This is a genomic window from Streptomyces umbrinus (genome assembly GCF_030817415.1).
In the GTDB taxonomy this organism is placed as follows: Bacteria; Actinomycetota; Actinomycetes; order Streptomycetales; family Streptomycetaceae; genus Streptomyces; species Streptomyces umbrinus_A.
Window position 1 is genome coordinate 6,799,166 of the sequence record NZ_JAUSZI010000002.1, and the last position, 25,236, is coordinate 6,824,401.

Below are 25,236 nucleotides of genomic sequence, written 5' to 3' on the forward strand. Positions count from 1 at the left end.
GTATACCGTTCCCGAGCCGATTAGCAGATATCGGTGAAATCGGGCATCCGGAGTGGGGGGTTCGGGCGGGAGTCCTCGTGGTCGGAGACCCCAGGGGCAGAGCCTGGGTGACCCGCCCCTGGCCGTACGCTGAAGTACATGGCAGAGGCGAACAACATCTCCGGCGGTGCGTCACCCGAGGTGCCCGAAGTGGGGGAGGCCGTCCCCTACCCCTATGAGGCCCCGGTCTCGCAGACCCTTTTCGACCGTGCGGCGGCCGTCACGCCCGGTGGCGTGAACTCTCCGGTCCGCGCGTTCCGGGCCGTGGGCGGTACGCCCCGGTTCATGGTGTCCGGCAGCGGTCCCTACCTGACGGACGCCGACGGGAGGGAGTACGTGGACCTGGTCTGTTCCTGGGGGCCGATGATCCTCGGCCATTCCCGTCCCGAGGTGATCGCGGCGGTCCAGGAGGCCGTGTCCCGAGGCACTTCCTTCGGTACGCCGGGGGAGGGCGAGGTCGCACTCGCCGAGGAGATGGTCGCGCGGATCGAGCCCCTGGAGCAGGTGCGGCTCGTGTCCAGCGGGACCGAGGCCACCATGTCCGCGATCCGGCTGGCCCGCGGGTTCACCGGCCGCGCCAAGGTCGTGAAGTTCGCCGGCTGCTACCACGGGCACGTGGACGCGCTGCTCGCCGCGGCCGGCTCCGGCGTCGCCACCTTCGGGCTTCCCGACACCCCGGGCGTCACGGGCGCCCAGGCCGGGGACACCATCGTCCTGCCGTACAACGATCTCGACGCCGTGCGCGAGGCCTTCCGGGTCCATCCCGGTGAGATCGCCTGTGTCATCACCGAGGCCTCGCCCGGGAACATGGGCGTCGTGCCGCCCGGGCCCGGGTTCAACCAGGGACTCAGGGACATCTGTGCCGAGGGCGGCGCGCTGTTCATCTCCGACGAGGTCATGACCGGCTTCCGGACCAGCAGAGCCGGTTGGTACGGCGTCGACGGCGTCACCCCCGACCTCATGACCTTCGGCAAGGTCATGGGCGGCGGCTTCCCGGCCGCCGCGTTCGGCGGGCGCAGGGACGTGATGGCGTACCTCGCGCCCGCGGGTCCCGTCTACCAGGCCGGCACCCTGTCCGGGAACCCGGTCGCGACCGCCGCCGGGCTCGCGCAGCTGCGGCTGCTCGACGACGCCGCGTACGTGAAGATCGACGCGGTGTCCGAGCAGATCCGTACGCTCGTTACTGACGCCCTCACCAAGGAAGGTGTGGCGCACCGGCTGCAGAACGCGTCCAACATGTTCTCCGTCTTCTTCACCGAGACGGACGTACGTAATTACGAGGACGCGAAGGCGCAGGAGTCGTACCGGTTCACCGCGTTCTTCCACTCGATGCTGGCGCAGGGTGTCTACCTGCCGCCGTCCTCGTTCGAGTCCTGGTTCGTGTCGACGGCGCACGACGAACGGGCGGTTCAGCGGATCGCCGACGCCCTTCCGGCGGCGGCACGGGCAGCAGCGGAGGTCACGGCAGCATGAGTGACATCACCGTCGTACACGTGATGCGGCACGGCGAGGTCGCCAACCCGGACGGGGTTCTGTACGGGCGGCTCCCGGGCTACCGCCTGTCCGAGCTCGGGCAGCAGATGGCCGAGCGGGTCGCCGAGCACCTCGCCTCGCGGGACATCACGCATGTCGTCTCCTCGCCGCTGGAGCGGGCGCGGGAGACGGCCACGCCGATCGCCAGGTCGCACGGTCTCGAGCTCGCGACCGACGGCCGGCTGATCGAGGCCGACAACGTCTTCCAGGGCAAGACCTTCGGGGTCGGGGACGGTGCGCTGCGCCGGCCCGAGAACTGGAAACACCTCGTCAACCCCTTCAAGCCGTCCTGGGGCGAGCCGTACGTGGACCAGGTCGTACGGATGATGGGGGCGCTCGATGCCGCGAAGGACGCGGCTCGGGGGCATGAGGCCGTGTGCGTCAGCCATCAGTTGCCGATCTGGATCGTGCGGTCCTATGTGGAGCGGCGGCGGCTGTGGCACGACCCGCGGAAGCGGCAGTGCACGTTGGCGTCGTTGACGACCTTCACGTATCAGGGCGACAGGATCGTGTCTGTTGGCTACAGCGAGCCTGCGCGGGATCTTGTGCCTGCGCATCTCCTTGCAGGGGCCAAGCCGGTGAAGGGTAAGTCCAAGGCCTTCGGGGCGTAGGCACTCCGTGCGGGCCGGTATGTGACGTGCGGGTCGGTGGGGGCTTGTCGCGCCCCGCGGCGGAGCCGCTAATGTCACAGCCCCGCGCCCCTAATGGGGCGCCGATGCCCGAGCCCGCCCGATAGGAAGCCGTCTTACCGAGACGGTGAATCCGTCTGTTGCGTTCCGGTGTGTCCGTTACAGGTTCATCTTCGTATAGTCACCGAAATATGTGCGTGTGACCGGGAACCCACGTGTTCGTCGTGCCCTCTAACCCGGTGTCCATTCGACATGGGCACAGGGCACGACGAATGGGGACGGAATGCGCGACATCAGCCGAAGGGGAGCGCTGGGGCTCGGGGCCGGGGCCGCGGCCGCGCTGGGACTCGCGGGCTGCGGTACCGCACTGGGAGACGGCTCCGGCGGGGTCGGGGGTTCCGGAAACAGCAGCGGAAACCGTGGTACCGGCGGAAACAAGCGTGGCGACCACCCCGTACGCCCCATCGGTGACGGTTCCACCTCCTTCACCGGGAAGCAGCCGAAGCAGCCAGGTGAGCCCCGGCGTCTCGAACCCGGCGAGACCCCTCCGCAGTTCGTCGTCTTTTCCTGGGACGGCGCGGGTGACGTCGGCAACGGCCTCTTCGAGCGATTCCTGAAACTCTCCGAAGAGCACGACGCGAGCATGACGTTCTTTCTCTCCGGGCTCTATCTGCTGCCCGAGTCGAAAAAGCGCAAGTACCTCCCGCCGAACAACGCGCCGGGCGCGTCCGACATCGGTTATCTGACGGACGACCACATCAAGTCGACGCTGAAGAACGTCCGGCGGGCCTGGCTCGACGGCCACGAGATCGGCACGCACTTCAACGGTCACTTCTGCGGTGGCAGCGGAACGGTCGGCAACTGGACGCCCGCCCAGTGGAAGAGCGAGATAGCCCAGGCGAAGTCCTTCGTCAAGGAATGGCGTACGAACACGGGCTGGAGCGAGGCCGAGGTGCCCGCGCTGCCCTTCGACTACGAGAAGGAACTCATCGGCGGCCGCACGCCCTGTCTGCTCGGCCAGAGCAACCTGCTGCCCACCGCCCGCGAGCTCGGCTGGCGCTACGACGCCTCCTCGCCCGGCGGCACCCAGGTCTGGCCCAGGAAGAACGGCGGCCTCTGGGACCTGCCGCTCCAGGCGATCCCCTTCCCCGGCCACACCTTCGAGGTCCTCTCGATGGACTACAACATCCTCGCCAACCAGTCGGTCAACTCGACGCAGGCGCCGCCCGCCAACTACCCGGCCTGGCGCGAGCAGGCGACCAACTCGTACATAGCTGGCTTCAAGCGGGCATACGAGACGAACCGCGCACCCTTCTTCATCGGCAACCACTTCGAGGAGTGGAACGGCGGCATCTACATGGATGCCGTCGAGGGCGCGCTGAAGCACATCGCCGGCAAGAAGGAAGTACGCCTGGTGTCGTTCCGCCAGTTCGTGGACTGGCTCGACGCGCAGGACCCGGCCGTCCTGGAGAAGCTGCGGTCCCTCGGCGTGGGGCAGGAACCGGCCGGTGGCTGGAACGGGTTCCTCGGCGATGTCGGCACGAACTCCGCGAACAGGTCGGAGAAGGGCTCGGGCAAGGCCGCCTGACGGCCACCGGAAGCAGTGCCCGAAATGGCGTCTGACATGCGGGTTTCCGCCTGCGAGGGGGGTGGGCAAGATCCTCGGAACGGACATGCGAAACTTTTCACATGAGTGCCGCCAGCCGCGCCCCCCAGCGCTCGATCCGGACCCCTCAGCGCACGAACCGTACGAACCGGGCCCACGGCCGTAGTCACAGCCGTAGTCGTGGCCGCGCCGCCCTGCTGACCGGCGGGGCCGTCGTCGCGGCGCTGCTGCTCTCCGCGTGCGGCTCCGGGGGCAAGTCCGGCGGGACCGGCAACACCGGCTTCGTCACCGGGTCCGACGGCATCGCGACGGTCGAGCAGGGCAGCCGGATCGCGGCTCCCGAACTCTCGGGCAAGACCATCGACGGCAAGCAGCTCGACGTCGCCGACTACAAGGGCAAGATCGTCGTCCTGAACGTCTGGGGCTCCTGGTGCGGCCCGTGCCGCCTGGAGGCGAAGAACTTCGTCAAGGTCTCCGAGGACCTCAAGGACCAGGGCGTGCAGTTCGTCGGCATCAACACCCGCGACACCAGCACCAGTCCGGCGATCGCCTTCGAGAAGGCGCACGGGGTCACGTACCCGAGCCTGTACGACCCGACGGGCAAGCTGATGCTCCGCTTCAAGAAGGGCACGCTCAACCCGCAGACGATCCCCTCCACGCTCGTGCTCGACCGGGACGGCAAGGTCGCCTCCCGCTCGCTGTCGGCGCTCAGCGAGGCGAGCCTGCGCAAGATGCTCAAGCCGATCCTCGCGGAGAAGTGACGGCTCGTGTCTCTTCTCGTAGCCGCGGGCACCGACCCCAACCAGACCGTCCTCACCGGGGCGCTGGTGCTCGCCATCCCGATCGCCGTACTCGGCGGACTCGTCTCCTTCTTCTCACCGTGCGTACTGCCGCTCGTGCCCGGTTATCTGTCGTACGTCACCGGCGTCGGCGGCACCGACCTGGGTGACGCGAAGCGCGGGCGGATGGTGGCGGGCGCCTCGCTCTTCGTGCTCGGCTTCTCCGCAGTGTTCGTCTCCGGCGGCGCCCTCTTCGGGTACTTCGGCTCGACGCTGCAGGAGCACCAGAGCGTCCTCTCCAAGGTGCTCGGCGGGCTCATGATCGCCATGGGCATCTTCTTCATGGGCCTGATGCCCTGGCTCACCCAGCGTGAATTCCGCTTCCACAAGCGGCCGGTGGCCGGTCTCGTCGGGGCCCCGGTGCTCGGCGCGCTCTTCGGGATCGGCTGGACGCCCTGTATCGGACCGACGCTCGCCTCCGTGAACGCGCTCGCCTTCGACCAGGCGAGCGCCGGCCGTGGGGCCATACTGACCATCGCGTACTGCGTCGGCCTGGGCGTGCCCTTCGTCGTCGCGGCCGTCGCCTTCCGCAAGGCGCTCGGCGCCTTCGGCTGGGTCAAGCGCCACTACGTGTGGGTCATGCGCGTCGGCGGCGGAATGATGATCGCGACCGGTCTGCTGCTGCTGACCGGCGCGTGGGACAGCATCGTGCAGGAGATGCAGGGCTGGTCCGACGGCTTCACGGTAGGGGTCTGATCGATGGGCACGACACGGGACACGGACGTGCGGACCGACGGGGCGACCGGTGAGACGACCGGTGAGACGACCGGTGAGGGGAACGACACCGCCGCGACGGACACCGCCGCGGCGCGGGACGCGGGTGAACTCGGCGCGGCCGGGGCTCAGCTGTCCACCGCGCCCCGGGACACGGTCGTACCGGGCTCCTTCGGTGGTGTGCGTGCCCCCGGCACGGCGGGATGGCTGGCGTGGACCGGCCGCGAGACCGTGGGCTGGGTCCGCTGGTTCTGGCGGCAGCTGACCTCGATGCGGGTCGCGCTGATCCTGCTCTTCCTGCTGTCGCTCGGCGCGATCCCCGGGTCCCTGATCCCGCAGACGGGCCAGGACGAGACCAAGGTCGCCGACTTCATGGGCCGGCACGAGACCCTGGGACCGATCTACGAGAAGCTCGGCCTCTTCAACGTCTACAGCTCCGCGTGGTTCTCGGCGATCTACATCCTGCTGTTCATCTCGCTCATCGGCTGCATCGTGCCCCGCACCTGGCAGTTCGTGGGCCAGCTGCGCGGCAGGCCGCCGGGCGCCCCGCGACGGCTGAACCGGCTGCCCGCGTACACGACATGGCGCACCGAGGCCGCGCCGGAGGCGGTCCGCGAGGAGGCCCTGAAGCTGCTGAAGCGGCGGCGCTTTCGCGCGCATGCCGCCGGGGACGCCGTCGCCGCCGAGAAGGGCTACCTCCGGGAGGTCGGCAACCTCGCCTTCCACATCGCGCTGATCGTGATGCTGATCGCCTTCGCCTGGGGTCAGCTCTTCAAGTACGAGGGCAACAAGCTGATCGTCGAGGGCGACGGCTTCGCCAACACCCTCACGCAGTACGACGACTTCAAGTCCGGGAGCCTCTTCAGCACGGACGACCTGGAGCCGTTCAGCTTCGTCCTGGACAACTTCAGGGGTACGTACGAGCCGAGCGGGCCCAACAAGGGCACCCCGCGCACGTACGAGTCCCACGTCACCTACAGCGAGGGCTCCGACGGCAAGGAGAAGCAGCGGACGATCAAGGTCAACGAGCCGCTCGACATCGCCGGCACGAAGGTCTACCTCGTCAGCCACGGGTACGCGCCCGTCGTCACCGTGCGGGACGGCAAGGGCGACGTCGTCTACCGCCAGGCCGTGCCGCTGCTGCCGCTCGACTCCAACGTCACCTCCACCGGCGCGATCAAGGTCATGGACGGCTACCGCGACGCCGACGGGAAGAAGGACCAGCTCGGCTTCCGGGCCTTCTTCCTGCCGGCCTACGGCGGGGCGAACACCGCGGTGGTCTCGCAGTTCCCCGCGCTGCTCAACCCGGTGCTGAACCTGGAGGCCTTCCACGGCGACCTCGGCGTGGACTCGGGCCTCCCGCAGAGCGTGTACCAGCTCGACAAGACCAACATGAAGGGCTTCAAGGACTCCAAGGGCAAGCAGCTCAGGGAGAACCTGAAGCCCGGCGAGACCATGAAGCTCCCGAACGGCGCCGGCTCGATCACCTTCGAGAAGGACATCAAGGAGTGGGCCGGCTTCCAGGTCACCGAGCAGCCCGGCTCCGGCTGGGCCCTCGCCGGAGCCCTCACCGCCATCTTCGGCCTCGCCGCCTCCCTCTTCATCCAGCGCCGCCGCGTCTGGGTCCGCGCCACAACCGGCCCCGACGGCGTCACCGTCGTCGAGATGGCCGGCCTCGGCCGCAGCGAGTCCGCCAAGGTCCCGGAGGAACTGGGCGACCTGGCCGGAATCCTGTACGACCTGGCGCCGGGCGCACTAGGCGGCACGGAGGCGGAGCCGAACGGCACGTCCGGCTCCGGCGTCCGTGACACATCTACCGAAGGGGCTGAGAATTGAATCCTCTCCCTCGCGGAACGAAGGAGATTCCTGGCTCACGCTGCCGGACGGGCCAGCGGCCCGCCAGGTCTTCCACGATCAACGCCAGCCGGGTTGAAACCAGCCCGGTAACACGACAGCAAGCTTCCTGCAGACCTCACCGCCCGACGGCAAGTCGCCGGGATATTCACCCGAAGGAGTGCTGAGGTGACTCTCGCCGCCGCAACCGAGCTCGCCGCCGCGACCAACGAAAACCTCGCGAACCTCAGCAACACGCTGATCTACTCCGCGATGGCCGTCTACACGCTGGCCTTCTTCGCGTACATCGCCGAATGGCTCTTCGGCAGCCGCAGCAAGGTCGGCCGGACGGCCGCCGCGCTGACCGCGGACAAGGACGCCAAGAAGACGGCTGCTCCCGCGGTCACGGTGAAGAACGCGGGCGGAACCGCCGTACTGGAGCGGCCCAAGGTCGTCACGCGGGCCGCACCCGGCTCCCGGGACGTGCCGGACGGGCCCGGCGCGCACGGCGGGGACGAGCAGGGGGACCTCTACGGGCGTATCGCCGTGTCCCTGACCGTGCTCGCCTTCCTCATCGCCTTCGGTGGTGTGCTCACGCGTGCTCTGTCGGTGCAGCGGGCGCCGTGGGGCAACATGTACGAGTTCAACATCACCTTCTCCACCGTCGCCGTCGGCGTGTACCTCGCGCTGCTCGCGATGAAGAAGAACGTCCGCTGGATGGGCCTCTTCCTGGTGACCACGGTCCTCCTCGATCTCGGTCTCGCCGTCACTGTCTTGTACACCGCCAGCGACCAGTTGGTTCCCGCCCTCCACTCGTACTGGCTCTACATCCACGTCTCCACCGCGATCTTCTGCGGTGCCGTCTTCTACGTGGGCGCGGTCGGCACGATCCTGTACCTCTTCAAGGACTCGTACGAGAACAAGCTGACGACCGGCGGAAAGCCCGGCCGTTTCGCCACGTCCGTGATGGAGCGGCTGCCCGCGTCGGCGTCGCTCGACAAGTTCTCGTACCGCGTGAACGCGGCCGTCTTCCCGCTGTGGACGTTCACGATCATCGCGGGCGCCATCTGGGCGGGCGACGCGTGGGGCCGCTACTGGGGCTGGGACCCCAAGGAGACCTGGTCCTTCATCACATGGGTCGCCTACGCCTGCTACCTGCACGCCCGGGCCACCGCCGGCTGGAAGGGCCGCAAGGCCGCCTACATCGCGCTCATCGCCTTCGCCTGCTGGCTGTTCAACTACTACGGCGTGAACATCTTCGTCACCGGCAAGCACTCCTACGCGGGCGTCTGACATCTCCGTCTGACACCCTCGTACGACCCGAGGCCGGTTCCGTGTGACGCACGTCACGGGAACCGGCCTTCGTCGTACGGACAGGTGGGGGACGTGGAGACGAATCAGGGGGACCGACCGGATCAGCGGGAGTTGCGCGCCCGTATTCGGGCCGGGGACGCGGAGGCGTTCGGCGGGCTCTTCGACGCGTACGCGCGCTCCGTCTACAACCACGCCTTCCGGCTGACGGGGGACTGGTCGGGGGCCGAGGACATCGTGTCGCTGACGTTCCTGGAGGCCTGGCGGCTGCGGGAGCGGCTGGACGAGGAGGGCGGTTCGCCGCGGCCGTGGCTGCTCGGCATCGCCACGAACGTGGCCCGCAACAGGCGCCGGGCCGCCCGGCGTCACACGGCGGCGGTGGCACGGCTGCCGCCCGCCGAGGCCGAGCGCGACTTCGCCGACGAGGTCGCCGCCCGGATCGACGACGTGGAGTACCTCAGGTCCGTACGCGTCGCCGTCGACCGGCTGCGCCGCCCCGAGCGCGAGGTGCTCGCGCTGTGCGTCTGGGGCGGCCTCGACTACGCGGCCGCAGCGGAGGCGCTCGGCATCCCGGTCGGCACGGTGCGCTCCCGGCTCTCGCGGGCGCGTACGAAGCTCGCGGCGGAACTCGCCGGCGGGCGCGGACAGGTGAGGGACGGCCGCCCGTCCGTGGCCGGGCCCATCCAGGAGGGGAACCAGTGAGCACGATTCCCGAGAAGGACCTCCCGCCGGGCCGTCACCGCGTCCTGAGGGAGCATCTGATGAGCGAGATCACGAACGAGACGAACGAGACCCCGCCGCCGGTACGGCCGCCGCTCTGGCGCCGCCCGGCCTTCGTGGCCCCGGCCCTGGCGGGCGCCCTGTCGGTCGCCGTCGTCCTCGGGGTCACGGTGACCCGGGACGCCACCGGGCCGTCGGCCGGGCCCGACACCGCGTCGAGTGACCGCGCGCCCGACACCATGAGCCGGCAGAGTCCCGCCGAGCTGCTGGAGCGGATCGCCCGGACGGCGGAGAAGGGGCGGCTCTCGCGGGTGCGGGACGACCAGTTCGTCTACTCCGAACTGGAGAGCTACCACTGGAAGATGGAACCTGGCGTGCGGCTTCCCGACGGCTGCCTCATGACGCATGAGGGCCACCCGTACGGCGTGGAGCAGTTCTGGGAGTCCGTCGACGGACAGAGCGAGGGCCTGCGCCGCGAGCACGCGGGCGGGAAGGGGAGCGGCGACGGTGAGGGCACCGAGAACGCGATCGCCCGGCAGCTGCCCGGCAAGACCATGCCCGAGTACTTCCGGCAGGCCGAGGAACTGCCCACCGACCCCGAGGGGATGTACCGGTGGCTCTACGGGCTGGAACCCGGTGAGCGGGCGTCCGGCAAGCGGGCCGCCGACGTGGACGCGTACGAGAAGGTCGCGACCCTGCTGACCGGCCAGCTCCTGCCGCCGAAGACCGCCGCCGCGCTCTACCGGGCCGCCGCACGCATTCCCGGCCTGTTCGTCGTGAACGACGCGCGGGACGCGGCGGGGCGGCAGGGAGTGGCCGTCGCCATGAAGGGGGCGACCCTCTCCTGGACGCCCGACCGGCTCGGCGCCCGCAGTGAGCTGATCTTCGACGAGAAGACGGACAAGTTCCTGGGCGAGAGCACGGTCAGGATCTCCGGGCCGAAGAACGAGTGCGACGTCCTCGACACGGGCGACCTGGTCGAGTCCGTGGCGGTCGTGGACCGGGGGATCGTCGACGAGACCGGCCAACTGCCCTAGGGCCTGTCTGACAATTCCCGTCGTCGCCCGGAGGGCTGGGGGCACCTCCCGGCCGGAGGCTGGGGGAGGGAATTGTCAGACAGGCCCTAGCCCCAGGGCCAGGGGGTCGGCACGTACTCCGCCTCACCGACCGGCTTCCACAGCCTGTGGAGAAGTGGTGGCGGGTGGCGGCAGCGGTACGAGCAGTGCGTGGGACGAGACCGTGCCGCCGGGTTCCCAGCCGGTGGCGCGGGCCACCTCGGGCAGGGCTCGGCGCGCGGCGTTGTGCAGGGAGGGGTGGCCGTCGCCGCGCAGCCCCGCGAAGAACGCCACCCGGTCGGCGATGCCGTCGGCTCTGTCCCGCAGCACGGAGCCGATGAGCCCGACACCGGCCGTGTCCTGGACGTTGTCGACGAGGACGACAGGACGGCCGGGCCGGTGGGTGCGCTGTACGGCACCGGTGTAGGCGTCGTCGAGGTCGGCCAGCAGGGCCCGTACGAGATACCGCTCGGCGTGGGTGCGGGAGTCGCCGCCCGCCCTGAAGTGCCCGGAGAGCAGGATGAGTCCGAGCTTGGGGTTGCCGCCCGCTCTCGGGCAGTCGCGGTACCAGGTGGCCGCCTTCCGCAGCCGGCGGTGGGTGGGTGTGACGCCCTCCGAGAAGACCTCCAGGGTCGCCTCGATGATCGGCTCGACGACCAGCCCCGTACCGGACAGTGCGTCGACCAGTCTGGTCGACACCCGGCCGACCCAGCGGCCGGTGAATCCGGCGACCCGGGAGCCGGTGTCGTTCAGCAGCAGGATCCGCTCGGCCTCCTGGCGGATGCGGGGCAGGTCGCGGTCGCGCCAGCCGCCCGCGGCGACCGCCAGCAGCCCTGCCGTGAGCCGTGGGAAGGCGATCCGCCCGGCGCCGGCGACCGGTTCGGCGAGCTGCTCGGCGATCGTCAGGACGGCTTGCGACACGGGCGACCAGGCCTCGCCGGGCCGCCTCGCCGGAGGCCGCGCGAACAGCTCGTCCTCGCAGTCGATCAGCGCGAGGGGCGTGTGTCCCTCGTAGGCGGCGCGGAGTTCGCCGAGCACCGCGCTCTTGCCGAGCCCGGGCCCGCCGGTGAACACCACGAACGGCGGCTCCTTCGCGTACTCCAACGGAGTCGGCCCGTGCTGGAACGGGCACAGGCCGACAAGCCGTGCGACGAGGCCGGGCGGATCCGTGTCGAACAGCGCCCCTCGGCCGTGCAGCCCACTGTGCACCGCATCTCCCCCTGGGCGGTCCGGTTCTCCGTGCTGTTGAGAGGTGTATCAACAGCAGCACGGAGAGGGGGAGTTGATTCGGAGTAGGCCGCATGATGTCCGGCAGCTTGCGAAAGTGTCGCCGCGGTTGGCGGAGAGTGATCGCGGAACCGGTGGTCGTGCGGCGCGTGGCCCGTGTTCCGCGGGAGCGAGCCCCGGGGCCGCCGTCAGGCCACCGTGATCGAGTCCAGTTTCGCCCGCAGATACGTGTGCGAGTCCACCGGCTCGTGGGCCACCCGTCCCACCGGAGCAGGGACGGACTCGACGACCGTGCCCGGTGTGCACTCGCCGAAATAGACGAGGGACATCAGCTCCTCGGCGGGGGCGTCGGCGGGCGGCGGCAGCACGCGGTGACGGCCGGAACGCCACCGGTCTCCCGTCCAACGGGCCATCAGATCACCGATGTTGATGGTGAAGGCCTCCGGGTCGAAGGGGGCGTCCTCCCAGCCGCCCTCGTCCGTGTAGACCTGCAGACCGCCCTTGCCCGCCTGGCGGTCGAGGATGGTGACCGTGCCGAAGTCGGTGTGCGGGCCGATGCGGAACTGGCCTTCCTCGGGCTCGCCGATGACCTCAGTACCCGGGTACCAGTTGATGTTGAAGCCGTAGGTCGGGTGGTCCATGTGCCTGGTGAAGAAGTCGAGTTCCAGGCCCAGGGCCTCGCCGAGCAGAGCGAGGAGATGGTTCTCCAGCTCGGCCATCCGGGCCAGGTACTCCTCGCACAGCGCCCGGAGTCCGGGGGCCTCCGCGGGCCAGACGTTCGGCGCGTACCACTCCGCGTTGATCTCCGGGTCGTCGAAGGGCTCGCGCGTCGCGAAGGTCAGGGACTCCTTGAGGTCGGGCGGGGTCTCCGTGCCCTCCGAATAGGCGTTGGCCTCGGCGCCCGGGCCGAGCCAGCCGCGGCCGCCGACCTTGACGGCGTACGCCTGCTTCACCTCGGCGGGCAGCCGGAAGAACGCGCGGGCGCTCTCGCGGACGGCCGTGCGCAGGGCGGGGTCGACGCCGTGGCCGGTCACCAGGAGGAAGCCGGCGGTCTGGAGCGCGGCGTCGACCGTACGCGCGATCTCCTCGCGGGCCACCGGGTCGCCGGAGACCCAGGGCCGCAGATCGACGGTCGGGATACGGGGACTGCCGGAGCCGCCGGGGCCGATGGGGTGGCTAGTTGTGCTGGCGTCACTCACCGATGTCCTCATTCCACAACTCGGGTCGGTCCTTGATGAAGTCGCGCATCAGGGCGGTGCACTCGGGGTCGTCAAGGAGCACGATCTCCACGCCGTGCTGGGCGAGCCAGTCGTGCCCGCCGTGGAAGGTCTCGGCCTCCCCGACGACGACCCGCGAGATCCCGAACTGCCGGACGAGACCGCTGCAGTACCAGCAGGGGGAGAGGGTGGTGACCATCGTCGTGCCCTTGTACGTACGCTGCCGTCCCGCGTTCCGGAAGGCGGCCGTCTCCGCGTGCATCGACGGGTCGCCGTCCTGGACGCGCCGGTTGTGCCCGCGCCCCAGCAGGGTGCCGTCCGCTCCGTACAACGCGGCCCCGATGGGGATGCCGCCCTCCTCCAGCCCTGTGCGTGCCTCCTCGACAGCGGTGACCAGCCATGCGCGCGCCTGTGCCTGTGCCTGATCCATGCCTTCCACTTTCCTGTTTTCTTCGGCCGGTATACCGGGGCAACGTGCGGAAAGTACCCGGTGGGCGACCAAAGTTGCGGGCACGTAGACCATCGGCCGACGACCGGAAGGGTCCGTGCTCGCCAGACTGGTGGCCGCACCATCGGCGCCGATCGGGGGAGAAGCAGCGTGGACATGGAGAAGAGCGGCCCGGATCCGCGGGACCGGACGGTGGCGGGCTCGGGGGAGGCCACCGTACTCGCGGAGCCCGTCTGGCAGCTCATGCTCGTCTGCGTGGGGTGCGGGGGCGTGGGCGGCTGGCTGCTCACGCTCCTGGCCGATCTGTGGCTGTCGCTGCCCTGGGTGCCGATGAAGGGACCGGCCCGGCTGCTGACCTCGGTGCCCGAACCCTGGCTCACCGTCGGCGCGGTCGTCGTGGGCCTTGCGCTGGGCGTGCTGGTCGGGTTCATCGCCGTGTACGAGTCGTTGACGGCCCGTATCTCCGACAGCCGTGTGGTCCTCACGATCAGGGACTCGGACCGGGAGTTCACGTACGACGAGATCGCCCTGGCGTGCCGGGACGGCAAACAGCTCGTGCTGGTCGCCCCGGACGGCGGCGAGCTGGCCCGGGAGCGCTGCGGCCTGCCCTGGCGCCGCCTCGCCGAGACCTTCGCCGTGCACGGGTACGACTGGGGAGCGCCGCTGGGGTCCTGAGAAGCGGGCCTGGGCGGTGGTCCTAGGCGGGCCTGGTGATGACCGAGAACTCCACGCCGAAGGGGTCCTTGAGGGTGGCGCTCCGGCCGTACGGGGTGTCCTCGGGGGTGTCGGCGGTGCCGCCCGCCGCGACGGCACGGCCGACGACGGCATCCGTGTCGGCCACCTCGAACGTGGTCGCCCAGACGGACCTGGGGGCGACCGGGAAGCCGAAGATGCCGCCGATCTCGTGGCCGTCCGGGCGGCGCAGGAAGGTGAAGTCGAGGTCCGGGAGGGTCTTGTTGAGGTCCAGGGCGTAGTCGAACACGGTCGTGTAGAAGGCCCGGGCCGGTTCGGGGTCCGGGGTGACCAAGTCGTTCCGTACGAGCGAGTCGGGCTCGTTCACGAGCTCGCAGCCGAGGTGTGCCCGCGCCTCCCAGAGGCCGAAGCGGGCCCTGACCGGATCCTCGGCGAGGGCCGCGCGTCCGTGTTCGCCGATGTCCGTCGGAGGCGTGAGCACGGAGCCGCCCGCGTCGGCGATCCGCTTGGCGGTGCCGTCGCAGTCCGCGGTCGCGAAGTACATGGTCCAGTCGGGGCTCGTGCTCGTGTCGGCCGGGGCCTGTGCGATGGCCGCGACGGGGCGTCCGCGCAGCAGGCACACCGTGCCGAGGCCGGTCTTCGCGGAGTCCGGTGCGTACTCCCATCCGAAGAGCGCGTTGTAGAACTCCAGCGCGCGATCGAGGTCGGGCACCCGGAGGTCGATCCACGTGGGCGTACCGTCCGGCTGGATGGCGGTGACGAGGCTCATGGGGGCTCCTTGGTCGGTGGGCGGAGACGGTGAGCCCGACGATAGGAGCCGTGTAGGCCAGATCACGTCCTACTGCGGCCGACCAGGACTCACGCCAGCCGTAGGTCGATCCAGAGGGCGCTCTCGCCCGGCAGCGTGTACCGGTCGAACTCGACGAACCCGTGCCGTTCCGCGAACCGCAGTCCTTCGGTGTTGGCGGCCAGTACGACGGTCTCGATCCGCCGGGCGCCGAGTTCGCGGGCCTGCGCGAGCGCCCGCACGTAGAGCTGCTCGCCGAGTCCTCGGCGGCGGTGGCCGGGGAGTACGCGGGCGATCACGGTGGCTGTCGCCGTGTCGTCCGTGGGGGGCCGCACCGTCGTACACCCGACGAGGACGCCGTCGAAGACATCGCCGAGGTAGGCGACCTCCAGGTGATTGCGTCCGGCCCTTTCCCGGACCTCGTCGAGGTCCATGGCGGCGGGCGGCACGATCACGTTGTGAACGTGCCGCCAGTCTTCGAGCAGGGGCTCGGTGGCATCGACACGTTCGATACGAAGGTCAGTCATGGCAGCAGGAAATCCCCGCGGGCGGGCAGGCGTCAACCGGGTTGTGTTCAGCGTGAACAAGCAACTGACGGTGATTGCGGCATGACCACCCACCAGGCAAGTTCTGGCAAACGCACTGGCGCACCGAAACTCCGGTCTGATTGGATGTCCGCCAGTTGCTGATCTTGCATTGTCCGGTCAGCTCCACGGCCACGCGCACGACTGATACCCGTCCATCCGCTTCAACGTTTGCAGCGAGGTGCCATGAGCGCGTTAGACGAATCCAACTCCCGCATAAACCGCCGTACCCTGCTCAAAGCCGGTGGCGCCGCAGCCGTCGGACTGGGAGCCACGGTGCTGGGCGCGACGCCGGCGAGTGCCTCCGTTCCCGTCTCCATGCGATTCGTCCTGGGAGGCACCGGCGGAAACCCGATCTGGAAGAGATCGCTGCACGCCAACTGGGTGCTGCAGTCCTTCGGTTACGACTCGGTCAACGAGCAGATCTACTTCCTCCAGCACAACAGCACGAACACCAACGCCGAATACTACGGCGACATCTGGGTCACCAGGACCGACCTTGCGGGCAATGAAACGGGCTCCATGGCGCTCCACGGCTTCGGCCACGGAGTGTCCGTTGCGGTAGAGCCGTACAACGGCAAGGTCTATCTCTGGACGGAGACCTTGGGGGCGGGCACCACCAACGAAAACTTCTACGGCACTCGTATGGGCCGATTCGAATTCATCAACGGCGCGGTCTTCGAGGCGAACGATTCCCGGATTCAGGACCGCACTCCCACGATCAGTGATGTGGTCAGGAACCCGCAGCCCGTGATCGACCCGTCCACCAATCGTCTGCTGGTCCGCTATTCCAACGGCACCCAGCGCCGCATTGTGGCCTTCAATCTCAGCGATGCGCGCGCCGGTCGCCTCGCCGACGCCAACAGGCTCGTCGAACGGGCCCTCCCGGACCCCGTCGCCACCCACCAGGGGTTCGCCGCGTACGGGTCCTTCGCGTATCTGCTGGAGGGCGGTACCAACAGCGCTTCCTACCTTCGGACCATCGATCTCAACGACGTCGGCTCCTCCGTCGTCGAGACCTTCGAGACCACGGCCGGCCAGTCGCTGCCCACCCGCGAACCCGAGGGCATGGGCATCTGGCTCGCCCCCGAGCCACGGCTGTGCTTCGGCTTCGAGTCGAACACGGGCGGCGTCCGCCAGGCCAGCGTCTTCTACAAGGACCAGCTCGTGTGGTGAGCGCAGTCCCGCCCACCCAGCCCGTCCGGCGTTTGAGGACGAGCGCGTTCAGCGCGCCCCTCCCTACGCGGGCGTCGGCGCCCCCTCCCGCAGCAACCCCCTCCCCTTCACCGCCGCCCAGAAGTCCCCCGGAACAGGCTGGTTGAAGAGGGACACGGTGCCCGTCACCTCCTCGGGTGAGCGGGCGCCGACGACCACGTTGGTGACCGCGGGGTGGGCGAGGGGGAATTGGACGGCCGCCGCGAGGGGCGGGACGTCGAAGGCCGTGCAGATTCGCCTGAACTCCCCGATACGCGCGGCCAGTTCAGGCGGAACCGACGTGTACCCGTGCGGAGCACCCGGCCGCGGATCCGCCAACAGCCCCGACTGATAGACCCCCGCGGCCATGACAGCCACCCCCCGCTCGACACACAGCGGCAGCAACTCGTCGAGCCCCGACTGGTCGAGGAGGTTGTACCGCCCGGCCAGCAGCACACAGTCGGGCCCGGGAACCGCGGCCTCCCGCAGGAAGCGCGCCGCCACGGGCGCATGGTTGACACCGAGGGAGACCGCGCCGATGACACCCTCGGTCCGCAGATCGGCCAGCGCGCGGTACGCCTCGCCCACCGCGGCCCCGAAGTCCTCGTCGGGATCGTGGACGTGGAGCACGTCGATCCGGTCGAGCCCCAGCCGCGCCAGGCTCTCCTCGACCGACCGCAGCACCCCGGCGTACGAGTAGTCGAGCCGGGGCCCGACCCCGGCCGGCGGGTCCGCCCAGATCGGCTGGGTGTCCGGCCCGCCGGGCTCGATGAGGCGCCCCACCTTGGTGCACAGCACGTACGCGTCACGGGGCCGCGAGGCGAGGGCCGCGCCCGTACGGGACTCCGAGCGCCCGTACCCGTACACGGGAGCCGTGTCGAAGAGTCGTACGCCCAACTCCCAGGCGGTGTCGATGGTGGCGGCGGCCTGCTGCTCGGGCACGGGCTCGAACAGGCCGCCCAGGGAGGCGAGTCCCAGCCCGAGACGGCTGACCAGAAGTCCCGTGCGGCCCAGTGGTACGAGGTCGTCGGCTCTCATCACCAACCTCTCCCCACGACACGAGCCGTTTAACGCAACACATGTACCGCAACACACTTACTGGGACAGGGCGGTGACCACTGCGGGCAGGCGGCCCATGGCGTGCGCCACGCCGAGTCCGTCCATGTAGTCGCGGACATGTGTGATCAGGCCGTCGTGGACCCGGATCACCAGAAGGCCGGGGAAGCTGAAGGCCCGGCCGGTCGTGGTCACTGTCCCGGTGACGACCTGCTCGACGGTGATCACCCCGGGGTCGGTGCTGTCGTGCACGACGACGTCACGGATCTCCCGCGGTCGCGCCGGGCTCGCACCCCAGGCCGCCCGGTAGCCCGCACGCACCTCCTCGCGCCCCTGGTACCGCTCGGGCATGCCGGGGAAGAGGAACGGGAACTCGTGGACGGCGTCCACCGCGTAGAGGTCGGCCAGGTCGTCCGCGGAACTGTCGAGCATCGCCTGCTGATAGCGGGCCAGGACCTCGCGGGGGCCGGGGGAGTTCACGGCTGCTGTGTCCGGCACGGCGGCATCGGGATCTGTTTCCGGCATGGCATCGGTCTCCGTTCGTTCGGGTCTCCAACAAGCTTCCGACAGGCTTCCAGCGGATCTCCAGTCTCCGTCGGTCTCGCCCAGGACGCCGACAGGGCGGCGTACGCCCACGTGGTGTCGGGGTGCGCCGCCCTGGGGCGGGACGAGGTGCGGGAGGTGGCCCGCGGTGTCACGGCGGTTACTTCGGGTCGCTGTTGAACTTCGCGGTCGACCAGAAGTAGCCGAGAACCGCGAGGCCCAGGCACCAGGCGAGGGCGAGCCATCCGTTGTGGCCGATCTCGGTGCCGAGCAGCAGGCCGCGCAGGGTCTCGATGGCCGGCGTGAACGGCTGGTACTCGGCGATCGGCTGGAACCAGCCCGGCATGGAGTCGACCGGGACAAAGGCGCTGGAGATGAGGGGCAGGAAGATCAGCGGCATCGCGTTGTTGCTGGCCGCTTCGGCGTTGGGGCTGATCAGGCCCATGCCGACCGCGATCCAGGTGAGTGCCAGGGCGAAGAGCACGAGCAGTCCGAACGCCGCCAGCCACTCCAAGACTGTCGCATCCGTGGACCGGAAGCCGATGGCCACCGCGACCGCCCCGACGAGGATCACGCTCATCACGCACTGCAGGACGCTGCCGACGACGTGTCCGATGAGCACCGACGGGCGGTGGATCGCCATCGTGCGGAAGCGGGCGATGATGCCCTCGGTCATGTCGTTGGAGACGGACACCGCGGTGCCGATGGTCGTGCTGCCGATGGTCATCAGCAGCAGGCCCGGGACCAGGTAGGCGATGTATGCCGAGCGGTCCGGACCGCCGCCACCGCCTATGCCCGCGCTCATCGTGTCGCCGAAGACGTACACGAAGAGCAGGAGCAGCATGATCGGGGTGAGCAGCAGGTTCAGGGTGAGGGAGGGGTAGCGTCGGGCGTGGAGCAGGTTGCGGCGCAGCATCGTGTTCGAGTCGCGGACGGCGAGGGCGAGGGTACTCATCGGGCAGTCTCCTTGGTCTGGGCGGAATGGTTGGGCTGGTTGGGGACGTTGGCCGGACCGGTCAGGGCGAAGAACACGTCGTCGAGGTCGGGGGTGTGCACGGTGAGTTCGTCGGCTTCGATGCCGGCCGCGTCCAGCCAGTCGAGGATGGAGCGCAGTTCGCGCTGGCTGCCGTCGCTGGGGATCTGGAGGGAGAGCGCCTCGTCGTCCCGAGTCGCCTCGCGCAGGGCGTCGGCGGCCGTCTGGTACGTGTCGGGGTCGGAGAACCTCAGCCGCACATGTCCGCCGGGGATCAGGCGCTTGAGTTCGTCGGCGGTACCCTCGGCGGCGATCTTGCCGTCGTTGAGGACCGCGATGCGGTCGGCGAGTTCGTCGGCCTCTTCCAGGTACTGGGTGGTGAGGAAGACGGTCACGCCGCCCGTGACGAGTTCGCGGATGATCTGCCACATGTTGTGGCGGGAGCGGGGGTCGAGGCCGGTGGTCGGTTCGTCGAGGAAGATGATCCGCGGGTTGCCGACCAGGGTCATCGCGATGTCCAGGCGGCGCTTCATGCCCCCGGAGTAGGTCGAGGCGGGCTTCTTCGCCGCTTCCACCAGGTCGAAGCGCTCCAGGAGTTCGGCGGTGACCCGCCTCCCCTCGCTGCGCGAGAGATGGTGCAGGTCCGCCATGAGGAGCATGTTCTCCTCGCCGGTGATCAGGCCGTCCACGGCGGAGAACTGACCGGTGACACCGATCGCGGCCCGCACCCCCTGGGGGTCGGCGGCCAGGTCGTGGCCGCCGATGCGGATGTCGCCGGTGCCGGGGTCGGCGGAGACGAGGGTGGACAGGATTTTCACGGCGGTGGTCTTGCCTGCGCCGTTCGGGCCGAGCAGGGCGAAGACCGTTCCTTCGGGGACGGCCACGTCGACGCCGTCGAGGACGGTCTTGTCGCCGTAGGACTTGCGCAGCCCGTTCGCCGCGATGGCCAAGTCGGTCATGATGAGTGCTCCTTCAGAGGCTGCGGAGGGTGATGTCGCTCAGAGGCTTCGGGCGGTGATGTCGCCGTAGGACGTGGTCGCGCGGATGTTGAGGGCGGCGTCGGCGCCGTCGGTGTTCTTGAGTGCGTTGTTGATCCGGCCGTAGGTGGTGCCGGCGTCCAGGGAGGCGGAGACTCCGCGTGCGGCGCCGACCGAGATCTCGCCGGCCTCCGTGCGGAGTTCGACCGTGCCGCCCACGGCCTCGGCGATGTGGATGCCGCCCTTCTGGGTGCTGATCTCCGCGGGACCGCCCAGGCGGCCGACCGCGACGTCGCCCGCGAGGAGGGTGAGGCGGGCGCTCGCGGTCTCGTCGAGCTTGACCGAGCCCTGCGCGCCCTCGAAGGTGACGTCGCCGAGCCGTCCGACTCCCCGGAACTCGGCGCTGGCCGCCTTCGCCTCGATACGGGAGCCGACGGGCAGTTGGACGGTCACCTCGACGGATCCGGAGTGGCCGAGGATCCGGTTCTTCGCCGGTGAGGTCTCGATCCGCAGGACACCGTCGTCGCCGTACGCGACGTCGGTCCGTTCCGCCGCCTTCACGTCGCGGCTGTTCGAGGTGTTCGCCGGCAGGACCTCGACCGTGGTGTCGGCCCGGTCGGCGGCGATGAACCGGACGCGTCCCGCGGGGATGTCGAGAACGGCGGAGATCGCGGCGGGGGTGTCGAACTTCTGCATGGTGTTCTCCTCTTGCGCTGCTTGTTTCTGACAACCGAAACGCTACGTTGCGTTCATGGATGGCGCAATGAGGTTGTTGCATTCAATCGGCATCAGTGCAGGTGAGAGTGGAATTATCGTTGCAACCGTCTGGGATTTAATGCAACGTCCGTCATATCGTGCGTTGCATTGGGCTGCGCGTGAACGCTATGCTGGAGGCGTCAAGCAAGCGTGAAAGGGGACCGCGATGCCGGGAGGCAGACTCACCCAGCAGGAACGCCAGCAGATCGGGCTGGGACTGGCCGACGGGCTCGCCTATGCGGAGATCGCCAGGCGTCTCGACCGTCCGACGTCGACGATCACACGTGAGGTGATGCGCAACGGCGGCCCCACCGCCTACCGCCCCGACCTGGCCCACCGCGCCACCGAGCGCCGTGCCCACCGGCGCAGGCAGGCCGAGCCCCGGGGGTCGGAGGCGCCTCCGCAGGCCTACGGGCGTGACGCGGAAGCCGTGCGCGAGTACGAGGAGACGTTCACCACCGTCTTCATGCGGCAGGGCCTGCCCAAGATGATGTCCCGGGTGCTGGCCTGTCTCTTCACGAGTGACGCGGGCAGCCTCACCGCGTCCGAACTCGTCCAGCGCCTCCAGGTCAGCCCGGCGTCCATCTCCAAGGCGATCGCGTTCCTGGAGAGCCAGGACCTCGTCCGCCGGGAGCGCGACGAAAACCGCCGGGAGCGCTATTCGGTCGACGACGACGTCTGGTACCAGTCGATGGTGGCCAGCGCCCGCGGCACCTTCCAGCTCGCCGAGACCGCACGGCAGGGCGTCGGCATCCTCGGGCCCGACACCCCGGCCGCCGCCCGCCTCGAAAACATCGCCCGCTTCCTCGACTTCGTGAGCGAGAGCCTCATCCGCGCCGCGGACCAGGCCCGCGAAGTCCTCCACACGAAACCCGAGTCGACCGTGCCTGAATCCGTGCCTGAATCCGTGCCTGAAAGCTGAGCGGGAGCCCGGTTACGCGACCCGCAGCAACAGCTTCCCCGTGCTCGTCCGCCCGCCCATCAGCCGGTGCGCCTCGGACGCCTCCTCCAGCGGGAACTCCGCGGTCACCGGCAGGGACACGACCCCCTCCGCCACGGCCGCGAACGCCTTCTCCGTCAGCTCCCGCAGAGCGCCCGGCGCTGTCTGGGCCAGGGTCAGGATGGAGAAGCCGGAGACCGACAGGCCGGTCGGGTACAGCTCCGGCTGCCCGACCCGCCACGGCTCGGCCGAGCTCGCGTTGCCGAACGACACCAGGCGCCCGAAGACGGCCAGGGAGGCGAGGGACGCCCTGAAGGTCTCGCCGCCGACCGGGTCCAGGGCCAGGTCGACGCCCCGCCCGCCCGTCGCCGCACGCACCTCGTCCACGAACCCCGCGGAGCCCGTGGAGTTCGAGGACGGGGTGACGAACACGTCGTCGTAGCCGTGGTCCAGCGCGTACTTCGCCTTCGCCGCGCCCGACACCACTCCGAAGACGCCGGAGGCTCCCGCCGCCTTCGCCAACTGCCCCACCACAGTGCCGACTCCGCCCGCCGCGCCCTGCACGAGAACCGTCTCGCCAGGCTGCAGCCGGCCCACCGCGTGCACGAGGGCGTACGCGGTCGGCAGGACCGTGGGCAGCGTGGCGGCCGTACGGAGGTCCACGCCCGACGGCAACGGGAAGACGGTCGTCGCGTCGGCCACCACCACGTCCGCGTACGCGCCGCCGTTCGTGAGGGCCGCCACCTGCCGGCCGACCTCGACACCCGACACGCCCTCGCCGAGCGCCCGGACCCGGCCGGAGACCTCAAGGCCGGGGACGAACGGCAGTGACGGCACGCGGTAGCCCTCGCCCCGCGCCTTGAGGTCCGCGAAGTTCACCCCGGTGTACGCCACGTCCACGCTCACCTGGCCGGGGCCCGGCTCGGGTACCTCCGTCTCCACCGTCCTGAGGACCTCGGGGCCGCCGTACTCCTGGACCTGAACCGCGCGCATGCCACACTCCCCCGTCGACTGTTCAATGAAAAGCGAACACTCCGGAGTGTATGGTTTTCGTCGAACACTCGGCAAGGCGGAAACGCCCGTGCTCAAGGGAAGGCGGACATGGTGGAGCGCGTCAGTCACCGGGCGGCCCCCGAGCACACCCACCCCGACGAGGTCCTGGTCCTGACCGCCCTCGCCGCCCTCTCCGATCCCGTACGCATCGCGCTGGTACGGGAGCTGGCGGGGTCCCCCGTCTGGACGCGCAGCTGCGGAAGCTTCGACGTGCCCGTCGGCAAGGCGGCCCTCAGCCATCACTTCTCCGTGCTGCGCGGCGCAGGACTCGTGGAGCAGCGCGACGAGGGGGCCAGGCGCGTCAACCGCCTCCGCCGCGAGGAGTTCGACGCCCGCTTCCCGGGGCTTCTCGCCCTCGTCCTGCGCGAGGACTGACCCGCACGTCTTCCTGCGCGAGGGCGGCCAGGTCGCTGGGCGGTCAGTCCGTCGTCGCCGGCAGTCGCAGTCGGGCCCGGTAGCCGCCGTCCGCCGTCCGGCCCGCCTCGAAGGAGCCGTCGAGGTTCTCGGCCCGTTCGCCCAGACCGATCAACCCCTGTTGTGAGCCGGGCAGTTCGAGGGTGGAACGGGTCGGCGGAGTGTTCGTTACGGTCACGCCCAGCTCGTCGCCCCGGTGCCACAGCTGTACGGTCGCCGTCGCGCCGGGCGCGTGTTTGCGTACGTTCGTGAGGGCCTCCTGCACGCTCCGGTAGACCGCGCGCTGGACCGGGGCCCCGATACCGGGCGGGAGTTCGCCCTCCAGGCTCACCTCGATACCGCTCGTGTCGATCAGTTGCCGCAGGTCCGCGAGCGTCGGCTGCGGGGTCAGCTCGGTCGTACGGCCGCCTGAGGCCCGCAACGGCGTGACCATGTGCCGCAGTTCGTCGAGCGTCGTGACGCCGAGCTCACGGATCGTCCGGGCTGCCTCGCGAGTGCCGGAGTCCGGCGCGCCGACCTGCAACGCCCCGGCCCGTACGGCGATGAGGCTCACCTGGTGGGAGACGACGTCGTGCATCTCCCTTGTCAGCTGGGCCCGTTCGCGGGCCAGCATGTTCTGGGCGTGCAGCAGCCGCTCGTGCTCGCGTACCTCCTCGATCTCGACCAGCCGGACCGCGGCGTCGCGCCGGGCCTGGACCAACTGACCCAGGAAGACCGGGGCGGCCGCGGTCGCCAGCAGGTAGACGAAGTTGACGAAGGTCCAGGTGCGGTCGTCCGACGCGTACTCCGACAGCGGCCACGGCATGGCGGAGGCCGCCGCCGACGCGGTGGCGCAGACCATCAACAGGCGGCGGTCCCGGCTGCGTTCGGCCAGTGTGTAGAGGGCGGCCAGGGGTGCCACCACGACCGACGAGAACAGCGCGGCGGGCAGCGACAGCAGGAAGACGGGCAGCGGGAAGCGCCGCCGAACGGCGAGCGCCGCGCAGGCGGCGACCGAGAGAACCACCTCGACCGGGGTGTCCCGGTCGAGCTGCCACCACACGTCCAGCGCCGCCAGGGCGACGAGCAGCACGTCGACGAGCCGGGGAGCCGACAGCAGCGCTTTCTTGACCCCGGCGGCCCGTTCTACGCCGTCGTGCTGGACGAGAGCTGCCTGCGCAACGCGATGGGGAGCTCGGCCGTCATGCGCGACCAGTGCGCGCACCTGTTGCGTGTCGCGCGGCACTCCAACATCCACATCCAGGTCGCTCCGGCCGGTTCCTTCGGACTCGACCGGCCCAGCGGCACCGTGTCGTTGATTCCGCTCCCCGACGGGCATCAATGGGTCTACGCGGAAGCCCTCGACCGCGGCCATTTCAACGATGATCCGGCCGTCTATGCGCGCTATGCCCAGACCTATGATGTGCTGAGGGCGGACTCTCCGTCAGCCCGCGAATCCGCCGCTTTGATCAGCGACGCGATGGAGGGGTACGAGGAGCATGGACAAGCACGAGCTGAGCGCGGCGACTTGGACCAAGAGCACCTACAGCGACGCCAACGGCGGAGCCTGCATCGAAATCGCCCCCGGCATCCCCGACATCGTCCCCGTCCGTGACAGCAAGAACCCCACCGGCCCCACCCTGCTCATCCAGCGGAGCGCCTGGGCGGCGTTCGTGGCGGCCGTCCGGTAGGAGACGTCAACTCCTCTGGTGGGGCTAGCTACACCTCCACTCAGGGAGGTCGCTTCATGGTGGCGAGGAGCGAGCGGCGGGATGGTTGTACCCAGACGCTCCCGGAGGTTCACAGCCTCTCCGCCCGGAAGGAAACCGCCATGAACAACCCCGCCACCCCCGCCACCGTCGTCGCGGCCCCCGAGAGTGAGCTCGGGCCGCTGCTGGACGCCTGGGACCAGGCGCACACGGCTGCCACCGCTGATCCCGAGTGGCGGCATCTGCTGGACGAGATGGCGCATCCGCGCACGACGCAGGCGTTCTACCGCCTGGCGGCGGGGCGTTGACCGGGTGGGGGCCTTTTTCGCCCCCCCGCCCCTATAGGGGCGCGGGGAACTGCGCGATCAGCCACACCCAACCCGCACCCGGGCGAGAAACGTCATCGG

The 25,236-nt window shown here is 69.7% G+C and carries 27 protein-coding genes and 1 pseudogene; 16 read left to right on the plus strand and 12 right to left on the minus strand.

Features of this window, described 5'->3' with window-relative positions:
* The first annotated feature begins 138 nt into the window (after positions 1-138).
* From hemL to QF035_RS30035, 9 genes are all read left to right on the plus strand, one after another.
* Positions 139-1,512: a glutamate-1-semialdehyde 2,1-aminomutase gene (gene hemL, locus QF035_RS29995; RefSeq protein ID WP_307523622.1), complete on the plus strand. Its 1,374-nt coding sequence runs from the start codon at positions 139-141 to the stop codon at positions 1,510-1,512.
* Complete coding sequence (locus QF035_RS30000) at positions 1,509-2,183, plus strand: histidine phosphatase family protein (protein ID WP_307523623.1); 675 nt, start codon at positions 1,509-1,511, stop codon at positions 2,181-2,183. Before hemL ends, QF035_RS30000 begins: the two co-directional genes overlap by 4 nt.
* Positions 2,184-2,484: 301 nt before the next feature.
* Positions 2,485-3,789 (plus strand): hypothetical protein, encoded by a 1,305-nt coding sequence (locus QF035_RS30005; protein ID WP_307523624.1) that lies wholly within the window; start codon positions 2,485-2,487, stop codon positions 3,787-3,789.
* A 101-nt stretch (positions 3,790-3,890) separates the two neighbouring features.
* Positions 3,891-4,568 (plus strand): TlpA family protein disulfide reductase, encoded by a 678-nt coding sequence (locus tag QF035_RS30010; protein ID WP_307523625.1) that lies wholly within the window; start codon positions 3,891-3,893, stop codon positions 4,566-4,568.
* A 6-nt stretch (positions 4,569-4,574) separates the two neighbouring features.
* The gene (locus tag QF035_RS30015) at positions 4,575-5,342 is read left to right on the plus strand and encodes a cytochrome c biogenesis CcdA family protein (protein WP_307523626.1); all 768 of its coding nucleotides are present in this window, start codon (positions 4,575-4,577) and stop codon (positions 5,340-5,342) included.
* Positions 5,343-5,345: 3 nt separating this feature from the next.
* Complete coding sequence (resB, locus tag QF035_RS30020; RefSeq protein ID WP_307523627.1) at positions 5,346-7,196, plus strand: cytochrome c biogenesis protein ResB; 1,851 nt, start codon at positions 5,346-5,348, stop codon at positions 7,194-7,196.
* Positions 7,197-7,382: 186 nt separating this feature from the next.
* Positions 7,383-8,486 (plus strand): c-type cytochrome biogenesis protein CcsB, encoded by a 1,104-nt coding sequence (gene ccsB / locus QF035_RS30025; RefSeq protein ID WP_307523628.1) that lies wholly within the window; start codon positions 7,383-7,385, stop codon positions 8,484-8,486.
* A 132-nt stretch (positions 8,487-8,618) separates the two neighbouring features.
* The gene (locus QF035_RS30030; RefSeq protein WP_269650126.1) at positions 8,619-9,206 is read left to right on the plus strand and encodes an RNA polymerase sigma factor; all 588 of its coding nucleotides are present in this window, start codon (positions 8,619-8,621) and stop codon (positions 9,204-9,206) included.
* The gene (locus QF035_RS30035; protein WP_307523629.1) at positions 9,203-10,261 is read left to right on the plus strand and encodes a CU044_5270 family protein; all 1,059 of its coding nucleotides are present in this window, start codon (positions 9,203-9,205) and stop codon (positions 10,259-10,261) included. The genes QF035_RS30030 and QF035_RS30035 overlap by 4 nt, the downstream gene beginning before the upstream one ends.
* 123 nt (positions 10,262-10,384) lie before the next feature.
* Here QF035_RS30035 and QF035_RS30040 read toward each other — a convergent pair whose 3' ends face one another.
* The 3 genes from QF035_RS30040 to QF035_RS30050 all read right to left on the minus strand — a co-directional run bounded on the left by QF035_RS30040 (position 10,385) and on the right by QF035_RS30050 (position 13,153).
* Complete coding sequence (locus QF035_RS30040) at positions 10,385-11,488, minus strand: hypothetical protein (RefSeq protein ID WP_307523630.1); 1,104 nt, start codon at positions 11,486-11,488, stop codon at positions 10,385-10,387.
* 206 nt (positions 11,489-11,694) lie between these two features.
* Complete coding sequence (locus QF035_RS30045) at positions 11,695-12,705, minus strand: isopenicillin N synthase family dioxygenase (protein ID WP_307523631.1); 1,011 nt, start codon at positions 12,703-12,705, stop codon at positions 11,695-11,697.
* Complete coding sequence (locus tag QF035_RS30050; RefSeq protein WP_307523632.1) at positions 12,698-13,153, minus strand: nucleoside deaminase; 456 nt, start codon at positions 13,151-13,153, stop codon at positions 12,698-12,700. Before QF035_RS30050 ends, QF035_RS30045 begins: the two co-directional genes overlap by 8 nt.
* A 174-nt stretch (positions 13,154-13,327) precedes the next feature.
* Between QF035_RS30050 and QF035_RS30055 the strand changes: the two genes are divergently transcribed.
* Positions 13,328-13,846 carry a YqeB family protein gene (locus QF035_RS30055; protein WP_444968456.1) on the plus strand — a complete coding sequence of 173 codons (519 nt, stop codon included), beginning with the start codon at positions 13,328-13,330 and terminating at the stop codon, positions 13,844-13,846.
* Between the two features lie 22 nt (positions 13,847-13,868).
* Here QF035_RS30055 and QF035_RS30060 read toward each other — a convergent pair whose 3' ends face one another.
* Both QF035_RS30060 and QF035_RS30065 read right to left on the minus strand, forming a co-directional pair.
* Entirely contained in the window at positions 13,869-14,633 is a 765-nt protein-coding gene (locus tag QF035_RS30060; RefSeq protein ID WP_307523634.1) for a VOC family protein, read from the minus strand.
* 89 nt (positions 14,634-14,722) lie between these two features.
* A complete protein-coding gene (locus QF035_RS30065; RefSeq protein WP_307523635.1) occupies positions 14,723-15,178 on the minus strand; it encodes a GNAT family N-acetyltransferase in 456 nt (151 codons plus the stop codon).
* Between the two features lie 243 nt (positions 15,179-15,421).
* Between QF035_RS30065 and QF035_RS30070 the strand changes: the two genes are divergently transcribed.
* On the plus strand, positions 15,422-16,411 hold the full coding sequence (locus QF035_RS30070; RefSeq protein WP_307523636.1) for a phage baseplate protein: 990 nt from the start codon (positions 15,422-15,424) through the stop codon (positions 16,409-16,411).
* 63 nt (positions 16,412-16,474) lie between these two features.
* Here the strand turns inward: QF035_RS30070 and QF035_RS30075 are convergent, their stop codons facing one another.
* From QF035_RS30075 to QF035_RS30095, 5 genes are all read right to left on the minus strand, one after another.
* Entirely contained in the window at positions 16,475-17,467 is a 993-nt protein-coding gene (locus QF035_RS30075) for an aldo/keto reductase (RefSeq protein ID WP_307523637.1), read from the minus strand.
* Between the two features lie 57 nt (positions 17,468-17,524).
* The gene (locus QF035_RS30080) at positions 17,525-18,010 is read right to left on the minus strand and encodes a nuclear transport factor 2 family protein (RefSeq protein ID WP_307523638.1); all 486 of its coding nucleotides are present in this window, start codon (positions 18,008-18,010) and stop codon (positions 17,525-17,527) included.
* A gap of 178 nt (positions 18,011-18,188) precedes the next feature.
* Positions 18,189-18,983, minus strand: a complete 795-nt coding sequence (locus QF035_RS30085; RefSeq protein ID WP_307523639.1) for an ABC transporter permease — start codon at positions 18,981-18,983, stop codon at positions 18,189-18,191.
* Positions 18,980-19,960: an ATP-binding cassette domain-containing protein gene (locus QF035_RS30090; protein ID WP_307523640.1), complete on the minus strand. Its 981-nt coding sequence runs from the start codon at positions 19,958-19,960 to the stop codon at positions 18,980-18,982. Before QF035_RS30090 ends, QF035_RS30085 begins: the two co-directional genes overlap by 4 nt.
* Positions 19,961-19,999: 39 nt before the next feature.
* Positions 20,000-20,674, minus strand: coding sequence for a DUF4097 family beta strand repeat-containing protein (locus tag QF035_RS30095; protein ID WP_307523641.1), 675 nt, complete (start codon positions 20,672-20,674; stop codon positions 20,000-20,002).
* Between the two features lie 226 nt (positions 20,675-20,900).
* Here QF035_RS30095 and QF035_RS55895 point away from each other — a divergent pair, with 226 nt between their 5' ends.
* Positions 20,901-21,656, plus strand: coding sequence for a GbsR/MarR family transcriptional regulator (locus tag QF035_RS55895; RefSeq protein WP_373466749.1), 756 nt, complete (start codon positions 20,901-20,903; stop codon positions 21,654-21,656).
* Positions 21,657-21,668: 12 nt separating this feature from the next.
* Here the strand turns inward: QF035_RS55895 and QF035_RS30110 are convergent, their stop codons facing one another.
* The gene (locus QF035_RS30110; RefSeq protein WP_307523642.1) at positions 21,669-22,667 is read right to left on the minus strand and encodes a quinone oxidoreductase family protein; all 999 of its coding nucleotides are present in this window, start codon (positions 22,665-22,667) and stop codon (positions 21,669-21,671) included.
* 108 nt (positions 22,668-22,775) lie between these two features.
* On the opposite strand from QF035_RS30110, the gene QF035_RS30115 reads away from it, so the two are divergent.
* Positions 22,776-23,102 carry an ArsR/SmtB family transcription factor gene (locus QF035_RS30115; RefSeq protein WP_307523643.1) on the plus strand — a complete coding sequence of 109 codons (327 nt, stop codon included), beginning with the start codon at positions 22,776-22,778 and terminating at the stop codon, positions 23,100-23,102.
* A gap of 43 nt (positions 23,103-23,145) precedes the next feature.
* Here the strand turns inward: QF035_RS30115 and QF035_RS30120 are convergent, their stop codons facing one another.
* Positions 23,146-24,237 carry a sensor histidine kinase gene (locus QF035_RS30120; RefSeq protein WP_307531533.1) on the minus strand — a complete coding sequence of 364 codons (1,092 nt, stop codon included), beginning with the start codon at positions 24,235-24,237 and terminating at the stop codon, positions 23,146-23,148.
* Here QF035_RS30120 and QF035_RS30125 point away from each other — a divergent pair.
* From QF035_RS30125 to QF035_RS30135, 3 genes and pseudogenes are all read left to right on the plus strand, one after another.
* Positions 24,172-24,534 (plus strand): annotated as a pseudogene (locus tag QF035_RS30125) (Scr1 family TA system antitoxin-like transcriptional regulator); the annotation flags it as partial. The gene QF035_RS30120 and the pseudogene QF035_RS30125 overlap by 66 nt on opposite strands.
* Before the next feature lie 85 nt (positions 24,535-24,619).
* Positions 24,620-24,811 (plus strand): DUF397 domain-containing protein, encoded by a 192-nt coding sequence (locus QF035_RS30130; RefSeq protein ID WP_307523644.1) that lies wholly within the window; start codon positions 24,620-24,622, stop codon positions 24,809-24,811.
* Positions 24,812-24,951: 140 nt separating this feature from the next.
* Positions 24,952-25,137, plus strand: coding sequence for a hypothetical protein (locus QF035_RS30135; RefSeq protein ID WP_307523645.1), 186 nt, complete (start codon positions 24,952-24,954; stop codon positions 25,135-25,137).
* Positions 25,138-25,236: the final 99 nt, after the last annotated feature.